At 75.2% G+C, this 19,102-nt stretch carries 15 protein-coding genes; 11 read left to right on the top strand and 4 right to left on the bottom strand.

The genetic code is table 11. The features are described from left to right. Window positions 1-181 precede the first annotated feature (181 nt). Window positions 182-850: an ACT domain-containing protein gene (locus MY526_RS18515; RefSeq protein ID WP_436704776.1), complete on the bottom strand. Its 669-nt coding sequence runs from the start codon at window positions 848-850 to the stop codon at window positions 182-184. 216 nt (window positions 851-1,066) lie between these two features. On the opposite strand from MY526_RS18515, the gene gatC reads away from it, so the two are divergent. Genes gatC through gatB form a run of 4 tightly spaced genes read left to right on the top strand, consistent with a single transcriptional unit; the run spans window position 1,067 to window position 4,627 of the window. Beyond that, window positions 1,067-1,402 carry an Asp-tRNA(Asn)/Glu-tRNA(Gln) amidotransferase subunit GatC gene (gene gatC, locus MY526_RS18510; RefSeq protein WP_436691709.1) on the top strand — a complete coding sequence of 112 codons (336 nt, stop codon included), beginning with the start codon at window positions 1,067-1,069 and terminating at the stop codon, window positions 1,400-1,402. Then, window positions 1,399-2,916, top strand: a complete 1,518-nt coding sequence (gatA, locus tag MY526_RS18505) for an Asp-tRNA(Asn)/Glu-tRNA(Gln) amidotransferase subunit GatA (protein ID WP_436704775.1) — start codon at window positions 1,399-1,401, stop codon at window positions 2,914-2,916. Before gatC ends, gatA begins: the two co-directional genes overlap by 4 nt. Next, window positions 2,913-3,116 (top strand): hypothetical protein, encoded by a 204-nt coding sequence (locus MY526_RS18500; protein WP_436691711.1) that lies wholly within the window; start codon window positions 2,913-2,915, stop codon window positions 3,114-3,116. The genes gatA and MY526_RS18500 overlap by 4 nt, the downstream gene beginning before the upstream one ends. Beyond that, window positions 3,113-4,627, top strand: coding sequence for an Asp-tRNA(Asn)/Glu-tRNA(Gln) amidotransferase subunit GatB (gene gatB, locus MY526_RS18495; protein WP_436691712.1), 1,515 nt, complete (start codon window positions 3,113-3,115; stop codon window positions 4,625-4,627). The genes MY526_RS18500 and gatB overlap by 4 nt, the downstream gene beginning before the upstream one ends. A 32-nt stretch (window positions 4,628-4,659) precedes the next feature. Here gatB and MY526_RS18490 read toward each other — a convergent pair whose 3' ends face one another. Then, window positions 4,660-5,784 carry a PQQ-dependent sugar dehydrogenase gene (locus tag MY526_RS18490; RefSeq protein ID WP_436691713.1) on the bottom strand — a complete coding sequence of 375 codons (1,125 nt, stop codon included), beginning with the start codon at window positions 5,782-5,784 and terminating at the stop codon, window positions 4,660-4,662. A gap of 77 nt (window positions 5,785-5,861) precedes the next feature. Here MY526_RS18490 and MY526_RS18485 point away from each other — a divergent pair, with 77 nt between their 5' ends. Beyond that, window positions 5,862-6,818, top strand: coding sequence for a 2-hydroxyacid dehydrogenase (locus MY526_RS18485; protein ID WP_436691714.1), 957 nt, complete (start codon window positions 5,862-5,864; stop codon window positions 6,816-6,818). Here MY526_RS18485 and MY526_RS18480 read toward each other — a convergent pair. Both MY526_RS18480 and MY526_RS18475 read right to left on the bottom strand, forming a co-directional pair. Continuing rightward, window positions 6,815-7,183 carry a PH domain-containing protein gene (locus tag MY526_RS18480; RefSeq protein ID WP_436691715.1) on the bottom strand — a complete coding sequence of 123 codons (369 nt, stop codon included), beginning with the start codon at window positions 7,181-7,183 and terminating at the stop codon, window positions 6,815-6,817. The two genes, MY526_RS18485 and MY526_RS18480, sit on opposite strands and share 4 nt — an antisense overlap. A 24-nt stretch (window positions 7,184-7,207) precedes the next feature. Continuing rightward, window positions 7,208-8,026: a helix-turn-helix transcriptional regulator gene (locus tag MY526_RS18475; RefSeq protein WP_436704774.1), complete on the bottom strand. Its 819-nt coding sequence runs from the start codon at window positions 8,024-8,026 to the stop codon at window positions 7,208-7,210. Between the two features lie 90 nt (window positions 8,027-8,116). Here MY526_RS18475 and ilvD point away from each other — a divergent pair, with 90 nt between their 5' ends. From ilvD to ilvC, 6 genes are all read left to right on the top strand, one after another. Further along, the gene (ilvD, locus tag MY526_RS18470) at window positions 8,117-9,814 is read left to right on the top strand and encodes a dihydroxy-acid dehydratase (protein ID WP_436691717.1); all 1,698 of its coding nucleotides are present in this window, start codon (window positions 8,117-8,119) and stop codon (window positions 9,812-9,814) included. Between the two features lie 105 nt (window positions 9,815-9,919). After that, window positions 9,920-12,553 (top strand): putative bifunctional diguanylate cyclase/phosphodiesterase, encoded by a 2,634-nt coding sequence (locus tag MY526_RS18465; protein ID WP_436691718.1) that lies wholly within the window; start codon window positions 9,920-9,922, stop codon window positions 12,551-12,553. Then, entirely contained in the window at window positions 12,550-15,270 is a 2,721-nt protein-coding gene (locus tag MY526_RS18460; protein WP_436704773.1) for a putative bifunctional diguanylate cyclase/phosphodiesterase, read from the top strand. Before MY526_RS18465 ends, MY526_RS18460 begins: the two co-directional genes overlap by 4 nt. Before the next feature lie 282 nt (window positions 15,271-15,552). Next, entirely contained in the window at window positions 15,553-17,421 is a 1,869-nt protein-coding gene (locus MY526_RS18455; protein ID WP_436704772.1) for an acetolactate synthase large subunit, read from the top strand. A gap of 14 nt (window positions 17,422-17,435) precedes the next feature. Next, window positions 17,436-17,963 (top strand): acetolactate synthase small subunit, encoded by a 528-nt coding sequence (gene ilvN / locus MY526_RS18450; RefSeq protein WP_436691721.1) that lies wholly within the window; start codon window positions 17,436-17,438, stop codon window positions 17,961-17,963. A gap of 65 nt (window positions 17,964-18,028) precedes the next feature. Continuing rightward, entirely contained in the window at window positions 18,029-19,057 is a 1,029-nt protein-coding gene (ilvC, locus tag MY526_RS18445; RefSeq protein WP_436691722.1) for a ketol-acid reductoisomerase, read from the top strand. Window positions 19,058-19,102 lie beyond the last annotated feature (45 nt).

Genomic DNA, 19,102 nt, shown 5'->3' with positions numbered 1-19,102 from the left:
CTTCGATCATATGTTCGAACACCCGACCGGGCAAGGCCTGTGGACACGTAACGCCAGGTCAGGGCCTCGTGACCACCGACGGGCGAGGCTTGCGCGGCGGGACCATCGATCCCGGAAGTGCCGAGGCGCGAGTCGCGGGCCGCAGCAGGGGACCGGCGGCGCGAGGCCCGCGACCCGGAGGTCAGGCCGGCGGCAGGTGCGCCACGCTGGCCGCGATCCCGGTGAGGTGCACCAGCCGCAGCAGCTCCGACCGGCGGTAGACCGGCCCCCCGGACCGGCCGAGCACCACCGCCGTCCGGTCGGTGCCGAAGGGCGCGGCCATCATCTCGATGGCCATGTCGCGCCACCGGTCGGGCAGCCACTCCTCGTCACTGGGCAGCAGTTGCGGCGCCGGCATCGGCAGCCACGGCAGGACCATGCCGTCGAACGTGGGCGCGGCGTCGGAGGCGGCCAGCACCTCGCACGGCCGGTCGTCGCCGCCGTGCAGCACCACCGCCCAACCGCTGTGGAAGACCCGCGGCAGTTCGGCGGCGAGCAGCTTCACCGCGGTGCCCTCGGCGGCCCGGGCCAGGGACTCCAGGAGCTCGAGCTCGCGGTGGGTGTCCAGCGGGCCGGCGAACGGCCGCAGCGACTCCACCTGCACGCCGTCCACCGCCTGGGCGGCGGTGATGAGACTGTCCGGGAGCCGGTCGGCGGGGAGGTCGACCACGATGTCGTCGACGGCGACACCGCCGCCGCGCTCGAGCACGTCCACCGAGACGATGTCGACGCCGGCGGTGCCGAGGGCCGTGGCGACCGCCCCGAGGATGCCGGGGCGGTCAGGGACGACCAGACGCAGGAGATAGGACACGGTTCCCTCCGAGGCGAGGTACGGGCCGATCTCCGTCGATCGTGGGCGGCACCAGCTTCCCGCATCGACGTGCGGGCGGTCGAGCGGCCCCCGCCGGGACCGGGTGAGGCCTCCGCCACCGGACCGGGCCGCGGTGTGCCCCACGTACAGTGGCTGGGTTGCAGACGTGGTGAGGAACGCTCACCCGGAGCCGCCGAAGTGGAGTCCCGCCCCGACATGAGCACCCCCTCCCCGAAGGAATCCCGCGAGGACGCCGCCGCACTCGGGCGGGAGGACGTGGCCCACCTGGCCCGCCTCGCCCGGCTGTCCCTGACCGACGAGGAGCTCGACCACTTCGCGGGGCAGCTGTCCGCGGTGCTCGACGCGGTGGCGCAGGTCGGCAAGGCCGAGGCCGAGGACGTGCCGCCGATGACGCACGCCGTCCCGCTGACCAACGTCACGCGCCCCGACGTCGTCACCCCGAGCCTGCCGCGGGACGTCGTCCTCGCCGGTGCGCCTGCCGCGGAGGACGACCGCTTCCGCGTGCCGCAGATCCTGGGGGATGCGGAGTGAGCGACCTGACCCGCCTCGACGCCGCCGAGCTCGGCCGGCTGCTGGCCGCCGGCGAGGTGAGCTCCGTGGAGCTGACCCGGGCGCACCTCGACCGCATCGCCGCCGCCGACGACGTCCTCGGCGCCTACCTGCACGTCGACGCCGAGGCCGCGCTGGCCCGCGCCGCCGCGATCGACACCGCGCGCAACGCCGGCGAGGAGCTCGGGCCGCTGGCCGGCATCCCCGTGGCGCTCAAGGACGTCTTCGTCACCGAGGGCGTGCCGACCACCAGCGGCTCGAAGATCCTCGAGGGCTGGCGGCCGCCGTACGACGCCACCGTCACCGCGCGGCTCAAGGACGCCGGCACGGTGCTGCTCGGCAAGACCAACATGGACGAGTTCGCCATGGGCTCCTCCACCGAGAACTCCGCCTACCGGTCGGCCCGCAACCCGTGGGACCCCGAGCGCATCCCCGGCGGCTCCTCGGGCGGGTCGTCGGCGGCGGTCGCCGGCCACCTCGCGCCGTGGGCGCTGGGCACCGACACCGGCGGCTCGATCCGCCAGCCGGCCGCCGTCACCGGGCTGGTGGGGCACAAGCCCACCTACGGCTCGGTCTCCCGGTACGGCCTCATCGCGTTCTCCTCCAGCCTGGACCAGGCCGGCCCGATGGCACGCACCGTGCTCGACGCCGCGGTCCTGCACGAGGCGATCGGCGGCTACGACCCCCGCGACTCGACCAGCATCGACGCGCCGGTGCCGGTGGTGGTGAAGGCCGCCGGCGAGGGGGCCCGCGGCGAGCTCGCCGGGCTGCGCGTCGGCGTCGTCCGCGAGCTCGGTGGCGACGGGCACGCCGAGGGCTATGAGCCCGGCGTGCTCGCCCGGGTGCAGGAGACCGTGGCGCTGCTCGAGGGGATGGGCGCCGAGGTCCGCGAGGTCTCCTGCCCGTCCTTCGACCTGGCGCTGCCGGCCTACTACCTGATCGCCCCCAGCGAGGCGTCGTCCAACCTGGCCCGCTTCGAGGGCATGCGCTTCGGCCTGCGGGTCGGCGACGACGGCACCCACCACCTCGACGAGGTCATGTCGCTCACCCGCGAGCAGGGCTTCGGCGCCGAGGTCAAGCGCCGGATCATCCTGGGCACCTACGCGCTGTCGGCCGGCTACTACGACGCCTACTACGGGCAGGCGCAGAAGGTGCGGACGCTGATCACCCGCGACTTCACCGCCGCGTTCGACGACGTCGACGTGCTGGTCAGCCCGACCAGCCCGACCGTCGCCTGGCCGATCGGTGCCCGCGTGGACGACCCGCTGGCCATGTACGCCGCCGACCTGTGCACGCTGCCGGCCAGCCTCGCCGGGCTGCCCGCCATCTCGGTGCCGTGCGGGCTGTCCGACGGTCTGCCGGTCGGCTTCCAGGTGATGGCTCCCGCGCTGGCCGACGACCGCTGCTACCGGGTCGCCGCCGCCGTCGAGGCCGCGCTGGACGCCGCCCGCGGGCACCGGCTGCTCGACGAGCTCACGAACCGGGCCGCGGCGTGAACGGGGCACTCAAGGCCGCCTGGGCCCTCACCGGGTTCGTCGTCCTCGTCGGCCTGGTCGGCTGGATCGCGACCGGCGAGGTGTTCTTCGCCGTCTTCATCGTCCTCGGCCTGGTGACCGCCGCCGGTGCGTGGTTCTCCGGCCGCACCAGCCCCTCCGGTCCCGGCCGCCCCGCCTCGAAGGAGGACACCACCCCGTGACCACCACCCAGACCGGCGACCGCCTGGTCGACGTCGACGAGGTCCTCACCCGGTACGAGCCGCTCATCGGCCTGGAGACCCACGTCGAGCTGGGCACCGCGTCGAAGATGTTCTGCGGCTGCGCCACCACCTTCGGCGCCGAGCCCAACACCCAGACCTGCCCGGTCTGCCTGGGGCTGCCCGGCTCCCTGCCGGTCGCCAACGCCGCGGCGATCGAGGCCACGATCCGGATCGGGCTGGCGCTCGGCTGCCGGATCGCCGGCTGGTGCCGCTTCGCCCGGAAGAACTACTTCTACCCGGACATCCCCAAGGGCTTCCAGACCAGCCAGTACGACGAGCCGCTGTGCACGGCCGGCCACCTGGACGTCGAGGTCGACGGCGAGACCTACCGGGTGGAGATCGAGCGCGTGCACCTCGAGGAGGACACCGGGAAGAACCTGCACGTGGGTGGCGCCACCGGGCGCATCCACGGGGCCGACTACTCGCTGGTCGACTTCAACCGCGCCGGCATCCCGCTCGTCGAGATCGTCACCCGGCCGATCCCCGGCACCGGCGCCAAGGCCCCCGAGGTGGCCCGCGCCTACGTCACCGAGTTGCGCGACATCATCCAGACCCTCGGTGCCTCCGACGTCCGGATGGAGCAGGGCAGCCTGCGCTGCGACGTGAACACCTCCCTGGCGCCGATCGGCAGCCTGGAGTGGGGCACCCGCACCGAGACCAAGAACGTCAACTCGCTGCGCTCGGTCGAGCGGGCGGTGCGCTACGAGATGCGCCGGCAGGCCGCCGTCCTGGACGACGGCGGGCGGGTGCTGCAGGAGACGCGGCACTTCCACGAGGACACCGGCAGCACGTCGCCGGGGCGGAGCAAGGAGGAGGCCACCGACTACCGGTACTTCCCCGAGCCCGACCTCGTCCCCGTCGCGCCGGACGCCGAGTGGGTGGAGAAGCTGGCCGCCGAGCTGCCGGAGCTGCCGGCCGCCCGGCGCGCGCGGCTCAAGGAGGAGTGGGGCCTGTCGGCGACCGAGATGGCGTGGCTCACCGGCGCCGGTGCCCTCGGCCTGGTCGACGCCACGGTGGCCGCCGGCGCCTCGCCCGCGGACGCCCGCAAGTGGTGGCTGGGCGAGCTGGCGCGGCGGGCCAACGACGCCGGCGTGGAGCTCGCCGAGCTGCCGGTCACCCCGCGGCAGGTGGCCGAGCTGACCCGGCTGGTGGCCGAGGGAACGGTGAACGACCAGCTCGCCCGTCAGGCGCTCGACGGCGTGCTCGCCGGCGAGGGCGACCCCGCCCAGGTGGTGCAGGCGCGCGGACTGGCGGTCATGGGCGAGTCCGACGAGCTGGTCGCCGCGGTCGAGGCCGCGATCGCCGGGGCGCCGGACGTCGTCGCCAAGGTGCAGGGCGGCAAGGTCCAGGCCCTCGGCGCGCTGGTCGGCGCGGTCATGAAGGCCACCCGCGGCAAGGCCGACGCGGCGACCGTCAAGCGCATGCTCGAGGAGCGCGTCCTCGCCGGCTGAGCAGCCGCGGTCCTCCCCGGAGGACCGCGAGGTCAGAGCGGGGAGTCGGCCGAGCCGCCGGGCGGGAGGACCCGCAGCACGCGGTCGTCCTCCTCGACCGGGGTGCCGAAGCCGTCCCGGTTCGACGTGGTGATCCACAGGGCGCCGTCGCCGTCCTGGACGACGGTGCGCAGCCGGCCGTAGCGCTCGGTGAGGAACTCGGCCGGCTCGCCGACGGGAGCACCGGCACCGTCCAGCTCGACGACGTGCACCCGCCGGCCGTCCATCGCGCCGAGGAACGCCGTGCGGCCGCCGATCGCGCAGCCGCCGAGGCCGCCCTCCTCGGCCGGGAAGTCCACCACCGGGTCGGTGGTGCCCGGGCCGGGGCCCGAGTCGCCGCCGAACACCACGCGGTCGAGGGCGTCGGGGCCCTGGGCCGCCTCGTCGGTGGCGAACAGGGCGTCCTCCCCGCCGAGGCACAGCGCGGTGACGTCGGAGTGGCCGCGGCTGTGCACCGGGCCTCCGCCGACCGGCTGGCCGAAGACGTCGACGTGCAGGACCTTGCCGGCCAGCGACGCCGGGTCGGCGGCCAGCGCGGGGTCGCCGACGTCGCCGGTGCCGACGTACAGGCTGCCGTCGACGCCGAAGACCAGCCCGCCGCCGTTGTGCACCTCGCCGCGCGGGATGCCGGTGAGCACCGGGTTCGGGGTGCCGCCGATGGGGAAGCGCACCACCCGGTTGTCGGTGGCGGTGGAGACGTAGGCGTAGAACAGGCCGTCCTCGTCGAAGGTCGGCGACAGCGCCAGCCCCAGCAGGCCGCCGTCGCCGGCGGCGTCGATGCCGGGGACGGTCATGAGCTCCTGGGCGGGGGAGCGGTCCGGGAAGACCTGCAGCAGCCGGCCGCTGTCCCGCTCGCCGACGACCGCGGTGCCGTCGGGCAGCACGACCAGTCCGGTCGGTACGGTGAGCCCGGAGGCGACGACGTTGGGGTCGCCGGCCTGCTCGCCGGAGTTCGGGTCGGCGGGGTCGCCGGGCGCCGGCGGCTGGGTCGGGTCCGCGGGCGGGCCGACCTGCGGCGGCGGGTCCTCGGGCAGCGGGCGGAACGGGCCGGCGGGCTCGTAGCCGTCCGCGCCGCACCCGGTCAGGACGGCGCCGAGCAGCAGGGTGCCGGCTCCCACGCCCGCCCGTCGCCCGCGCCGTCCCACCCCCAGCACAGTACGTGCGCGAGCTGGGAGGGGGCCTACAGTCGGAGCCCGTGCCTCCCGAGATCACCGGTGACAGGATCGTCGGCCCGGACGAGACGCTGCACGTCCTGGTCCCCTCCACGGCGCTGGCCACCGCGGTGCAGGGGATCTCGCCGCGGGTGCGGGCGCACCGCGTGCGGCCCGCCGACGGCCCGCCGTCCGGGGAGGCCGCGCAGGCCCAGGTGTGGGTGCCCGGCGGCGGCACCGGCCCGCAGGACGGGTTCGTGGAGGCGCTGCCCCGGCTGCGGCTGGTGCAGCTGCTCAGCGCCGGAGCCGAGCGGTTCGCCGGCCGGCTGCCCGACGGCGTCGTCCTGTGCAACGCCCGGGGCGCGCACACACCCTCGACGGCCGAGTGGATCATGGCTGCGGTCCTCGCCGCGCAGCGCGGCCTCCCCGAGCTGGTCCGCGAGCAGGCCGCCGGCCGCTGGACTCCGGTCACGTACCGCTCCCTCGTCGGCGCCCGGGTGCTGGTCGTCGGTGCCGGGGACATCGGCCGCACGGTCGGCGCGATGATGGCGCCCTTCGACGTCGAGCTGACCTACGTGGCCCGCACCGCGCGCGAGGGCGTCCACGGCACCGACGAGCTGCCGCGGTTGCTGCCGCAGGCCGACGTCGTCGTCGTCATCGTCCCGGTGACCCCCGGGACGGCCGGCCTGGTCGATGCCGCCTTCCTCGCCGCGATGCCGGACGGCGCCCTGCTGGTCAACGCCGCACGGGGCGTCGTCGTCGACACCGGGGCGCTGCTGGCCGAGTTGCGGGCCGGCCGGCTGCGCGCGGCCCTCGACGTCACCGATCCCGAGCCGCTGCCGGAGGGGCACCCGCTGTGGGAGGCCCCGGGGCTGCTGCTCACCCCGCACGTCGCGGGCATGGTGCCGGAGACCAACGAGCGCGCGGCCGCCGCCGTCGTCGCGCAGGTGCGGCGGGTCCTGGCCGGCAAGCCGCTGCAGAACGTCGTCGACGCGTACTAAGCGGGATCGGGGATCCGGCCGCCGGAGAGCGCGGCCAGGCGGGGGAGGTCGCCGACCCGCAGCACCGGCAGCCGCACCTCGGTGCCGGCCGTGGTGACCAGCCAGAGGTCGGCGCGCCGGCCGATCCGGATGCCGGCCAGCTCCGGCCACGGCACGAGCCGCCGCCCGGTCAGGGAGTGCACGGTGATCCCCTCGTCGCCGACGTCCACGCCCACCCGGACCACCCAGGCGCCGACGAGCACGGGCACGAGCAGGAACACCAGCGTCCAGGTGGCGGCGAAGGCCAGCGGGACGACGCAGACGACGAGCAGGACGACGGGGAGCAACGCCGTCCGGCTCATCCGCATCCGGACGGGGTCAGCCACGTCTGCCGATCCTCCCAGACCCGCTCAGCCGGTCAGCCGGTCCAGCCGGGCCGCCGTGTCACTGCCCGCCGCGGCGGTGTAGACGACGAGCTGCAGGCCCGGTGCGTCGGCCGGGGTGAGCTGGTGGTGCTCGAGCAGCAGCTCGCCGACGTCCGGGTGGCGGAAACGGCGCTGCCCGGAGCTGAACCGGTCGACGTCGTGGCTGGCCCACCCGGCGCGGAAGTGCGGGCTGGCCACCTCCAGCCGGGCGACCAGGTCGACGACCTCCCGGTCGGCCAGCCGCGGCCCGACCTCGGCGCGGAACTGGGTGAGGAAGCGCCGGCTGTCGGTGGTCCAGTCGCCCAGCAGCTCGCGGACGGCGGGATCGGCGAAGACCAGCCACAGCAGGTTCCGGTCCGCGGCCGGCACGGTGGCCACGCCCGGGTAGAGCCGCTCGTAGGCGCGGTTCCAGCCGACGATCGACCAGCTCGCGGTGATCACGTAGGCGGGGGAGGGGCCCAGCGCGTCGAGCAGCCGCTGCACGTGCGCTGGCATGCCGTCGGCGGCACCGGCCGGGACGGCGCCGTGCCCGGCCAGCCGCATCACGTACTCGTGCTCGGCCGGGGACATCCGCAGCGTGCGGGCCAGGGCGTCGACCACCTGCCGCGACGGCCGGATGTCGCGGCCCTGCTCGAGCCACGTGTACCAGGTGTGGCCCACCCCGGACAGCAGCGCGACCTCCTCGCGCCGCAGCCCGGGGGTGCGGCGGGCGCCGCCGGCGGGCAGCCCGGCGACCCGCGGGTTGACCTGGCGGCGGCGCGAGCGGAGGAAGTCGGCCAGCTCGCGGCGCGCGGTCGCGGACAACGGCGGCTCCTGCGACGTCGGTGGTGGTGTCGGTACCAGTATCAACGGTCTCTCGGGTGGTTCCCGGGAACCGGCCTACGATCCCCGATCGTGACGACCGTCGATGACCGCAGGACCGCAGACGTCAAGCCGCGCAGCCGCGAGGTGACCGACGGCATCGCCAAGGCCCCGGCGCGGGCGATGCTGCGCGCCGTGGGCATGGGGGACGACGACTGGGAGAAGCCGCAGATCGGCGTCGCGTCGTCGTGGAACGAGATCACCCCCTGCAACCTCTCCCTCGACCGGCTGGCCAAGCGGGCCAAGGAGGGCGTGCACGCCGCCGGTGGCTATCCGCTGGAGTTCGGCACCATCTCGGTCTCGGACGGCATCTCCATGGGCCACGAGGGCATGCGCGCCTCGCTGGTCTCGCGGGAGGTCATCGCCGACTCGGTGGAGACGGTGGTCTTCGCCGAGCGGCTCGACGGCACGGTGCTCCTGGCCGGCTGCGACAAGTCGCTGCCCGGGATGCTCATGGCCGCCGCCCGGCTCGACCTCGCCAGCGTGTTCCTCTACTCGGGCTCGACGCTGCCCGGCAGGCTCGGGGACCGCGACCTGACGATCATCGACGTCTTCGAGGCCGTCGGCGCCTGTGCCCGCGGTCTGATCACCCGCGAGGAGCTCGGCGACATCGAGAAGGCCGCGTGTCCCGGGCAGGGCTCGTGCGGCGGCATGTACACCGCCAACACGATGGCCAGCGTCGCCGAGGCGCTCGGCATGGCGCTGCCCGGCAGCGCCGCCCCGCCGGCGCCCGACAGCCGCCGCGACGCCTTCGCGGTCGCCTCGGGCGAGGCCGTGGTCAACCTGCTCCGCAAGGGCATCACCGCCCGCCAGATCATGACCAAGGAGGCGTTCGAGAACGCCATCACCGTGGTCATGGCGCTCGGCGGCTCCACCAACGCCGTCCTGCACCTCATGGCCATGGCCCACGAGGCCCAGGTCGACCTCACCCTCGAGGACTTCAACCGGATCGGTGACCGCACGCCGCACCTGGCCGACGTCAAGCCGTTCGGCCGGTACGTGATGACCGACGTCGACCGCATCGGCGGCGTCCCGGTCGTGCTCCGCGCGCTGCTCGACGCCGGTCTGCTGCACGGCGACGCCCTGACCGTCACCGGCAGGACGATGGCCGAGAACCTCGCCGAGATCGCCCCGCCGGACCCGGACGGCACGATCATCCACGCGATGAACGAGCCGATCCACCGCACCGGCGGGCTGACCATCCTGCGCGGCTCCCTCTCGCCGGACGGCGCCGTGGTGAAGTCGGCGGGCTTCGACGCCGACGTCTTCGAGGGCACCGCGCGGGTCTTCGACGGTGAGCAGGGCGCGATGGACGCGGTCACCGAGGGCACGCTGCAGCCCGGCGACGTCGTCGTGATCCGCTACGAGGGCCCGAAGGGCGGCCCGGGCATGCGCGAGATGCTCGCCGTCACCGGCGCGATCAAGGGCGCGGGGCTGGGCAAGGACGTCCTGCTGCTCACCGACGGCCGGTTCTCCGGCGGGACGACGGGGCTCTGCGTGGGCCACGTCGCGCCGGAGGCCACCGACGGCGGCCCGATCGCGCTGGTGGCCGACGGCGACCGGATCCGGCTGGACCTCGCCGCCCGCACGCTCGACCTGCTCGTCGACGCCGACGAGCTGGACCGCCGGCGGCAGACCTGGCAGCCGCTGCCCCCGCGCTACACGACCGGGGTGCTCGGCAAGTACGCCAAGCTCGTCGGCTCGGCCTCGAAGGGCGCCATCTGCGACTGAAGGCGCTGGTCAGGGCAGGCACCCCCTTGGGGTGAGGCCCGCCCTGCTGCGCTGTTCCCACCCGCGGCCGGTGCCGAGACAGCGGGTGTGGACAGGCTGAGGTGGGTGCTCCTCGCGAGCGCCGTGGTGGTGGGGGCCGTGTGCGCGGTGTCCGCGGGCACGGCCGGTCCCCGGTCCGCCGGTGACGTGGCCGTCGCCGTGATGGGCCTGGCCGCGGCCGCGGTGATCTGGTGCGCCGGCCGCTCGCGGCAGTCGGGCGCGCGGGGGTGGCGGCTGATCGCCGTCGCCCCGGTCCTGCCCGTCGCCGGCTTCCTCGCCGTCGCGGTCGTGGCCCCCGCCGACCCGATGCAGCAGGCGCTGCTGCGCTGGCTGCCCACGACGGCCGGCTACCTGCTCGTGATCCTCGGCGCGCTCACGCTCGTCGACCGGGAGCGGCTGCGCCGCGGTGCCCGGTCCGGCGTCGAGCTCGCGCTCTTCGGCACCGCCTGCGTGCTCGCGGTCCAGCTGCTCGTCCTCGGCCCGGGCCGCAGCTGGCTGGACCTGCGACCGGCCCAGGCGCTCGTGCTGGGCGCCGCCGTCCTGACCACGTCGGCCACGATGACCGCGGCCCTGGTGCTGGTGGGCGTCATCGACAGCCACCGGCAGACCATGGCGCTGGTGCTGCTCGCCGGCATGATCCTCACGACCGCGGGGCGCGCGCTGGCCACCTCCGCGCTCCTCTCCGACTCCCTCGGCGCGACCGATCTGAGCCGCTTCCTCGTCACCGGCGGCCTGGCCCTGCTCGGCGCCGCCGCGCTGGCCGACCCCGGGCCCTGCGCGGACGGGCAGGACTGTCCCCGGCCCCGCAGCGGCCGCTCCACCCAGCTCGGGCAGCTGCTCCCGCACCTCGCCATGGTCGTCGCGCTGCTGAGCGGGGCGATCGCCGGGCTGATCACCGGCCGGTCCAACCCCGTGGTGCTCGCCGGTGTCCTGCTCTGCGCCGTCCTCACCGCCGTGCACCGCTGGGTGACCGCGCGCGACGAGCAGCGCCTGGGCGCGCGGCTGCGGCGCAGCGAGGCCTACTTCCGCTCGCTGGTCTCCTCCAGCGGCGACGCGGTCCTCATCCTCGACGAGGACCTGCGGGTCACCTGGGCCTCGCCGACCCTCGGGACGGCGCTCGGCGAAACCGGACGCGTGGTGGCCGGGCGGGACCTGCTGGAGCTGGTCCACCCGGAGGACGCGCTGCCGGTCGCCCGCGCGCTGCAGCCGGCCGACGCGGGAGCCCCGGCGACCGGGCTGCTGCCGCTGCGGGTGCGGCACGCCGACGGCACCTGGCGGCAGCTGGAGGCCAGCGTCTCCGACCTGCGCCGCGACGCGTCCGTCGGCGCGGTCGTGCTGCACTGCCGGGACACCACCGACCGCGTCGAGCGCGAGCGCGCCCTGGAGCAGGTGGCCTTCACCGACCCCCTCACCGGCCTGCCCAACCGGGCGGGCAGCGAGCGTGCCGTCGAGGACGCGCTCGCCGCGGCGGGGACCCCCGGCGCGCCGTGCCGCAGCCTGCTGCTGATCGAGCTGGCCGGCCTCGAGGAGGTCCGCGAGAACGCCGGGCTGCACGTGGCCAGCGACGTGCTGGTCGAGATCGGCCGCCGGCTGCGGGCCACCGTCCGCGGCGGGGACATGGTCGCCCGGGTCAGCGGCGGCGCGTTCACCGTCCTCGCCGAGGGCACCCCCCAGGTCGTCGACCTGCTCGCCGACCGCCTGCTGTCGGTCCTCGAACAGCCCCTGGACACCCGCGGCGGCATCTTCGACCTCAGCGGCAGCGTGGGCGTCGTCGAGCTGGAGCCGGGGCTGACCGTCGCCGGGCTGCTGGTGCGGTCCGAGCTCGCCGTGCGCGCGGCGGCGGCCAGCGGTCCCGGGAGCGCCCTGCGCTACCGCGAGGCCCTCGGCTCCGCCGCCGACCGCCGGACCCGGCTGCGGGACGACCTGCCCGGCGCCTGGACCCGCGGCGAGCTCTCGGTCCTCTTCCAGCCCGTGGTCTGCCTCGAGCAGCAGCGGGTGACCGGCGTCGAGGCGCTGCTGCGCTGGCGGCACCCGGAGCTCGGGGAGGTGCCCCCGGCCGAGTTCGTGCCGATCGCCGAGCGCGCCGGCGTCATCGGGGAGCTGCAGCGGTGGGCCCTCGAGCAGGCGGCCGCCGCGGCGGTCCTGCTCCCGGAGACCGGCGCCCCGCTGCGGCTGGGCGTGAACATCTCCGCGTCGCACGTCGCCGCCCGCACCCTCGTCGGTGACGTGGCCGCGGTGCTGCGCTCGACGGGCCTGGCCCCCGAGCGGCTGGTCCTCGAGATCACCGAGGCGACGGTGGACGCCGACGGCGACCACGTGGCCGTCGACATCGAGGCGCTGCGGCTCATGGGCGTGCACGTCGCCCTCGACGACTTCGGCACCGGGCACTCGTCGATGGCGCACCTGACCCGGCTGCCGATCGACGTCCTCAAGCTGGACCGCTCCTTCGTGTCCCGGATCGACCGGGACCCCAAGAGCCGGGCCCTGTTCGAGTCGGTCGTGGCCATCGGCCGCGCCCTGGGCCTCGACGTCGTGGCCGAGGGCGTGGAGACCCCGGCCCAGCTCGGTGCCCTGCGCGGCGCCGGCTGCGGGTTCGCCCAGGGCTTCCTGCTGGCCCGGCCGATGCGGCTGGGCGAGCTCACCGACCTGCTCTGCGACGGCGCCGGCCTCCTGTGGCCCGGCCTCGTCGGCTCCCGATGACGACCGGGGCACCGGCCGGGCGGCGCACCTCCGACCGGCCGGCCGGCGGCCGCGCCCGGGGACGGCGCCGCGACACCGCGGCCGCGCTCGGCCTGCTGGCCGTCCTCGGCGTGGCGATCGCGGTGGTCGAGACGACGGCCGCGGACGCCGCCCTGAGCGTCGGCCCGGCCCTGCTCGCGGCCGGCTCGTGGGTCGCCGCCCTCGTCGTGGCGCGGCACGGAGCCCGGCTGCCTGCCGGCTCCACCGGGCCGTGGCGCGCCTTCGCCCTCGCCACCGGGCTGCTGGGCCTGGGGCAGGCGGCCAGCGCGCTGGTCGGCGTCGGGGTCAACACCAGCGAGGCGGGCTGGCACGACCTGCCGCTGGTGGCCGCCGTGCCCGTCGCCCTCACCGCGTGCGCCCGGCTGCTGCCCGCCGCCGGTCGCCGGCCCATCGGGTCCCGCGCGCTGCTCGACGGCGGCATCGTGCTCGTGGCGGTCGCGCTGCTGGGCGAGGCGCTCCTGGCCGACGCCGCCGCCCGCTCGGGCGGCGTCGCCGACGCGCTCGTCTCCGTCGGCTACCCGGCCGTGGGCGCCCTGCTCTGCGGCGTCGGGCTGGTCACGGCGGCCGCCGTCGACGACGCCCGGCGCCCCGCGGCCGCCTGGCTGCTGACCGCCTTCGTGGCGCTCGCCGTCGTGGTGGTCAGCGGCGCCCTCGCGGTCACCCTGCGCAGCACCGGCCTCGACGTCGTCACCGGCCTGGCCTGGCTGGCCATGCTCGGCGCCGGGATCCGGGCGGTCGACGCCGACCCCGGCCGGCTCCGCGAGGACCCCGAGCAGCCGGGCGCGCTGCCGCTGGCCGGCGTGGTCTTCAGCAACTGCGCGGCCTTCGGCGTCGCCCTGTTCCTCGCCGTCGGGGTCGCCGTGGGGCGCTCCGTCTCCGCGGTGGAGGGGGTCGGCATCACCGTGCTCATGCTGCTGACCTTCGTGCGCTGCCTCCTCTGGGCCGCCGACGGGGAGCGGCTGACCCGCCGCGTCCGCCGCACCGAGGGGTGGCTGCGGGCGCTGCTGCACAGCGGCGAGGCGGTCACCGTCCTGCTCGACGGCGAGGGCCGGGTCGCCTGGGCCACCGGGCCGGTGCGCGACCAGCTCGGCTGGGCCGCCCGCGATCTCTCCGGCCGTGCCCTGCTCGCCCTGGTCCACCCCGGCGACCGGGAGCTCCTCGGACGCGTGGCGGCCGCGGTGCGCGCCGGAGGGCAGCCGGTGGAGCTGCCCGCGACGCTGCGCCTGGGCACCCGCGACGGCGACTGGCGCGACGTCGAGGTCTCCGGCGCGGCCCGCACCGGGGGAGAGGACGACGGGCTGGTCCTGCACCTGCGCGACGTCAGCGCCCGCGGCCGCACCCAGCGGGAGCTCGAGCGGCTGGCCTACACCGACTTCCTCACCGGCCTGCCCAACCGCGCCCGGTTCATGGCCGCCCTGGCCGACCAGGACACCGCCCAGGCGTGCGTGCTGCTCATCGACCTCGACGGGTTCAAGGCGGTCAACGACGTGGCCGGCCACGACGCCGGCGACCGGCTGCTGTGCGAGGTGGCCGAGAGCCTGCGCGCGGCCGCCCGCGAGAAGGACGTCGTGGCGCGGCTCGGTGGCGACGAGTTCGCCGTCCTCGTGCGCGCCGACCGCGCGGAGGCGACGGCCCTGGCCGAGCGCCTGGTGGACCTGCTCGACCGGGAGCACCGCCCGGCCACGCCCGGCGGGACGACGTCCCAGGGGCCGGTGTTCGCGGTCTCCGGCAGCGTCGGCCTGGCCGAGCTGCGCCCGGGCACCGACCCCTCGGAGGCCCTGCGCCGCGCCGACCTCGCGCTGCGGACGGCGAAGTCCGACGGGAAGAACTGCGTCCGCTCGTCGGGAGAGGCCCTCGACCGCGCCGTCGACCGGCGGGCCGGCCTGGCGCGCGACCTGCCCGCGGCGATCGCCGACGGGCACCTGACGGTGGCCTTCCAGCCGGTGGTCGGCGTCCTCGAGCGGCGGATCCTGGGCCTGGAGGCCCTCGTCCGGTGGCAGCACCCGGAGTACGGCGCCGTCCCGCCCGACGAGTTCGTCGGCCTGGCCGAGGACGACGGCCTGGTCGTCCCCCTCCAGCGCTGGGTGCTCGGCGCCGCCACCGCTGCGCTGGCTCCGCTGCTGGCCGCCGGGTACGACGTGCAGCTCGGCGTGAACATCTCGATCCGCCACCTGCAGGCCGGCTGCCTGGCCGCCGACGTCGCGCGGGCGCTGGCCGACTCGGGCGTGCCGGCGCACCGGCTGATGCTCGAGATCACCGAGTCGGTGCTCATGGGCGCGGGCGACCGGATGGAGGGCGACCTGGCCGCGCTGCGGGAGATGGGCTGCGTCCTCTCCCTCGACGACTTCGGCAAGGGCCACTCCTCCCTGGCGCGGCTGGCCCGGCTGCCGGTCGACGTGCTCAAGATGGACCGCGCCTTCGTCGCCCACATCGAGGACGACCCGCGCACCGCCGTGCTCGTCGGCAGCGTCATCGAGCTCGGGCGCACGCTCGGCATGGACGTCGTGGCCGAGGGCGTGGAGACCGCCGGCCAGCTGGCCGCGCTCGACCGGCTCGGCTGCCGGTTCCTGCAGGGTTTCCTGCTCGGCGAGCCGGTGCCCGCCGGGGAGCTGTCGGCGCTGCTGGCCGGGTTCGACCCCGCGGTGCTCGACGGCGCGGGCATCCCGTCCCACGTCTGACAGCCGCCACGCCCACACAGTGGGACGACATGGTTGACGACCGGACCGCCGAGGCGCACAGTGGGCGGGTGCGCTCGGCCTGCCTGCTCCTCGTAGTCGCCTAGCGCGTCGGTCGCCCGACCGACGCGCTGACCCCTCTGTGCCCGCAGGCACGAGGGGTCTTTCGTTTGCGGGCCCCGGACACCCCGCCGGACGACGGCCACTCGCGCCCGCAGGCACCCGCGCCGCACACCGCACGGCCCCCGAACCGAGGCCCCGACCGGGGCACTGCCAGGAGACGCCATGAACAGCACCACCCCGGGCGAGTCCGCCACCCGCGAAGCGGCCGCGTCGCTCACCGGTGTCGAGACGACCGCCCGCTCGGTCGCGGCCGCCGCCGAGCCGGCGACCGGCATCACGGGGGCGCAGAGCCTCGTCCGGTCGCTCGAGGCGGTCGGCGTCGAGGTGGTGTTCGGGATCCCGGGCGGGGCGATCCTGCCCGCCTACGACCCGCTGTTCGACTCCACGGTGCGCCACGTCCTGGTCCGCCACGAGCAGGGCGCCGGCCACGCGGCCACCGGCTACGCGCAGGCCACCGGGCGGGTCGGCGTCTGCATGGCGACCTCCGGGCCGGGCGCGACCAACCTGGTGACCCCGCTGGCCGACGCGCACATGGACTCGGTCCCGATCGTGGCCATCACCGGCCAGGTGCCCAGCGCCGCGATCGGCACCGACGCCTTCCAGGAGGCCGACATCCGCGGCATCACGATGCCGATCACCAAGCACAACTTCCTGGTCACCGACGCCCGCGAGATCCCGCAGCGGATCGCCGAGGCCTTCCACCTGGCCTCCACCGGCCGGCCCGGTCCCGTCCTCGTCGACATCCCCAAGGACGTGCTGCAGGCGACCACCGACTTCTCCTGGCCGCCGCGGCTGGAGCTGCCCGGCTACAAGCCGACCACCCGCCCGCACGGCAAGCAGGTGCGCGAGGCCGCCACGCTGATCGCCGGCGCCCGCCGGCCGGTGCTCTACGTCGGGGGCGGCGTCCTCAAGGCGCAGGCCACCGCGGAGCTGGCCGAACTGGCCGAGCTGACCGGCGCACCGGTGGTCACCACCCTCATGGCCCGCGGCGCGTTCCCGGACAGCAGCCCGCAGCACCTGGGCATGCCCGGCATGCACGGCACGGTCGCCGCGGTCACCGCGCTGCAGAAGTCCGACGTCATCGTCGCCCTGGGCGCGCGCTTCGACGACCGGGTGACCGGCCAGCTCTCCTCGTTCGCGCCCGACGCGCAGGTGGTGCACGCCGACATCGACCCGGCCGAGATCGGCAAGAACCGCCGGGCCGACGTGCCGATCGTCGGCGACGCGCGGGAGACCATCGCCGAGCTCGTGACCGCGCTGCGCGCCGAGCACGAGGCCGGCCGCACCCCCGATCTCGCCGCCTGGTGGGCGCAGCTGGAGCAGTGGCGCTCGACCTACCCGCTGGGCTACGACTGGCCCGAGGACGGCACGCTCTCGCCGCAGTACGTCATCGAGCGGCTGGGCGCGATCGCCGGGCCGGACGCGATCTACACCGCCGGCGTCGGCCAGCACCAGATGTGGGCCGCGCAGTTCATCCGCTACGAGAAGCCCGGCACCTGGCTCAACAGCGGCGGCCTCGGGACGATGGGCTACGCCGTCCCCGCGGCGATGGGCGCCAAGTACGGCCGCCCGGAGACCACGGTCTGGGCCATCGACGGCGACGGCTGCTTCCAGATGACCAACCAGGAGCTGGCCACCTGCGCCATCGAGGGCATCCCGGTCAAGATCGCCGTCATCAACAACGGCAACCTCGGGATGGTCCGCCAGTGGCAGACCCTCTTCTACGAGGGCCGCTACTCCAACACCAAGCTGCACGCGCTCAACGAGGACGGCACCCCCAAGCCGGTGCGCATCCCCGACTTCGTCCTGCTCGCCGAGGCGATGGGGTGCGTCGGGCTGCGCTGCGAGACCAAGGACGACGTCGACGCGGTGATCGAGAAGGCCATGGCGATCGACGACGCCCCGGTGGTCATCGACTTCGTGGTCGGCCACGACGCCCAGGTGTGGCCGATGGTCGCCGCCGGCGCCAGCAACGACGACATCATGGCCGCGCGCGGCATCCGCCCGGTCTTCGGCGACGGCCAGGTCTGAGGAGACAGCGAGAGATGACCCGCCACACCCTGTCGGTCCTCGTCGAGAACAAGTCCGGCGTCCTCGCCCGGGTCTCGGCGCTGTTCAGCCGGCGCGCGTTCAACATCGAGTCGCTGGCCGTCGGCCCGACGGAGAACCCCGACCTGTCCCGGATGACGATCGTCGTCGACGCGGAGACCGCGCCGCTGGAGCAGATCACCAAGCAGCTGAACAAGCTCATCGAGGTCATCAAGATCGTCGAGCTCGAGTCGACCGCCGCGGTCCAGCGCGAGCTGCTGCTGGTCAAGGTGCGCGCGCCGATGGCCGACCGCACGCAGGTGCTGCAGACCGCCGAGCTGTTCCGCGCGCACGTCGTCGACGTCAACACCGAGACCGTGACGCTGGAGGCGACCGGCACCCCGGACAAGCTCCAGGCCCTGCTCGCCGTCCTCGCCCCGCTGGGGATCAAGGAGATGGCGCAGTCGGGCACAGTCGCCCTGGGGCGGGGTCCGCGGTCGATGTCGGGCGCCGGTACCTTGCGCCCGGTCGAGCGCACCGCCTAGACCCCAGCCCCGTCAGGGCCGAAGTGGCCACTTTGGCCCTCCCGCTATCGAAGGAGCACCACCGCATGGCCGCCGAGATCTTCTACGACGACGACGCCGACCTGTCGATCATCCAGGGGCGCACCGTCGCCGTCCTGGGCTACGGCAGCCAGGGGCACGCCCACGCGCTGTCGCTGCGCGACTCGGGCGTCGACGTCCGGGTGGGCCTGCCCGAGGGCAGCAAGAGCCGGCCCAAGGCCGAGGCCGAGGGTCTGCGGGTCGTGACGCCGTCCGAGGCCGCCGCCGAGGCCGACCTGATCATGATCCTGGCGCCCGACCACGTGCAGCGGAACCTGTACAAGGAGTCGGTCGAGCCCAACCTGCAGGACGGCGACGCGCTGTTCTTCGGCCACGGCTTCAACATCCGCTTCGGCTACATCAAGCCCCCGGCCGGTGTGGACGTCGCCATGGTCGCCCCGAAGGGCCCGGGCCACCTCGTGCGCCGCGAGTTCGAGAACGGCAAGGGCGTGCCCTGCCTGGTCGCCGTGGAGCAGGACGCCAGCGGCTCGGCGCTGCCGCTGGCGCTGTCCTACGCCAAGGCGATCGGCGGCGCGCGGGCCGGCGTCATCAAGACCACCTTCGCCGAGGAGACCGAGACCGACCTGTTCGGCGAGCAGGCCGTGCTCTGCGGCGGCATGTCGGCGCTCGTGGCCGCGGGCTTCGAGACCCTCATCGAGGCCGGCTACCAGCCCGAGATCGCCTACTTCGAGTGCCTGCACGAGCTCAAGCTGATCGTCGACCTCATGTACGAGGGCGGCATCGCCAAGCAGCGCTGGTCGGTGTCCGACACCGCCGAGTACGGCGACTACACGACCGGCCCGAAGATCGTCGACGAGCACGTCAAGGCGACGATGAAGGACGTCCTCGCGGCCATCAAGGACGGCTCCTGGGCCGCCGCGTTCATCGCCGACCAGGACGCCGGCGCGCCGGACTTCAAGCGCCGCCGGGCCGAGGCCGAGGCGCACCCGATCGAGGAGACCGGGCGCAAGCTGCGCGGCCTGATGAGCTGGGTGTCGGCGTCGGACGACTACACCGGGACCGCCGCCCGCAACTGACGACCGACGAGAGGCCCCCGCTGCCGGTTCGGCAGCGGGGGCCTC

Origin of the sequence: Geodermatophilus sp. CPCC 205761, from assembly GCF_051383655.1 — a bacterium.
Classification (GTDB): Bacteria; Actinomycetota; Actinomycetes; order Mycobacteriales; family Geodermatophilaceae; genus Geodermatophilus.
The sequence above is the reverse complement of the archived record's forward strand: the minus strand, read 5'-3'. Positions and strand labels throughout refer to the sequence as shown.

Bases quoted from the DNA above. Each gene is read 5' to 3' on its own strand.
- gatC (WP_436691709.1), top strand. From the start codon at position 1,067: ATGAGCACCCCCTCCCCGAAGGAATCCCGCGAGGACGCCGCCGCACTC.
- MY526_RS18460 (WP_436704773.1), top strand. From the start codon at position 12,550: ATGACGACCGGGGCACCGGCCGGGCGGCGCACCTCCGACCGGCCGGCC.
- MY526_RS18455 (WP_436704772.1), top strand. From the start codon at position 15,553: ATGAACAGCACCACCCCGGGCGAGTCCGCCACCCGCGAAGCGGCCGCG.
- ilvN (WP_436691721.1), top strand. From the start codon at position 17,436: ATGACCCGCCACACCCTGTCGGTCCTCGTCGAGAACAAGTCCGGCGTC.
- ilvC (WP_436691722.1), top strand. From the start codon at position 18,029: ATGGCCGCCGAGATCTTCTACGACGACGACGCCGACCTGTCGATCATC.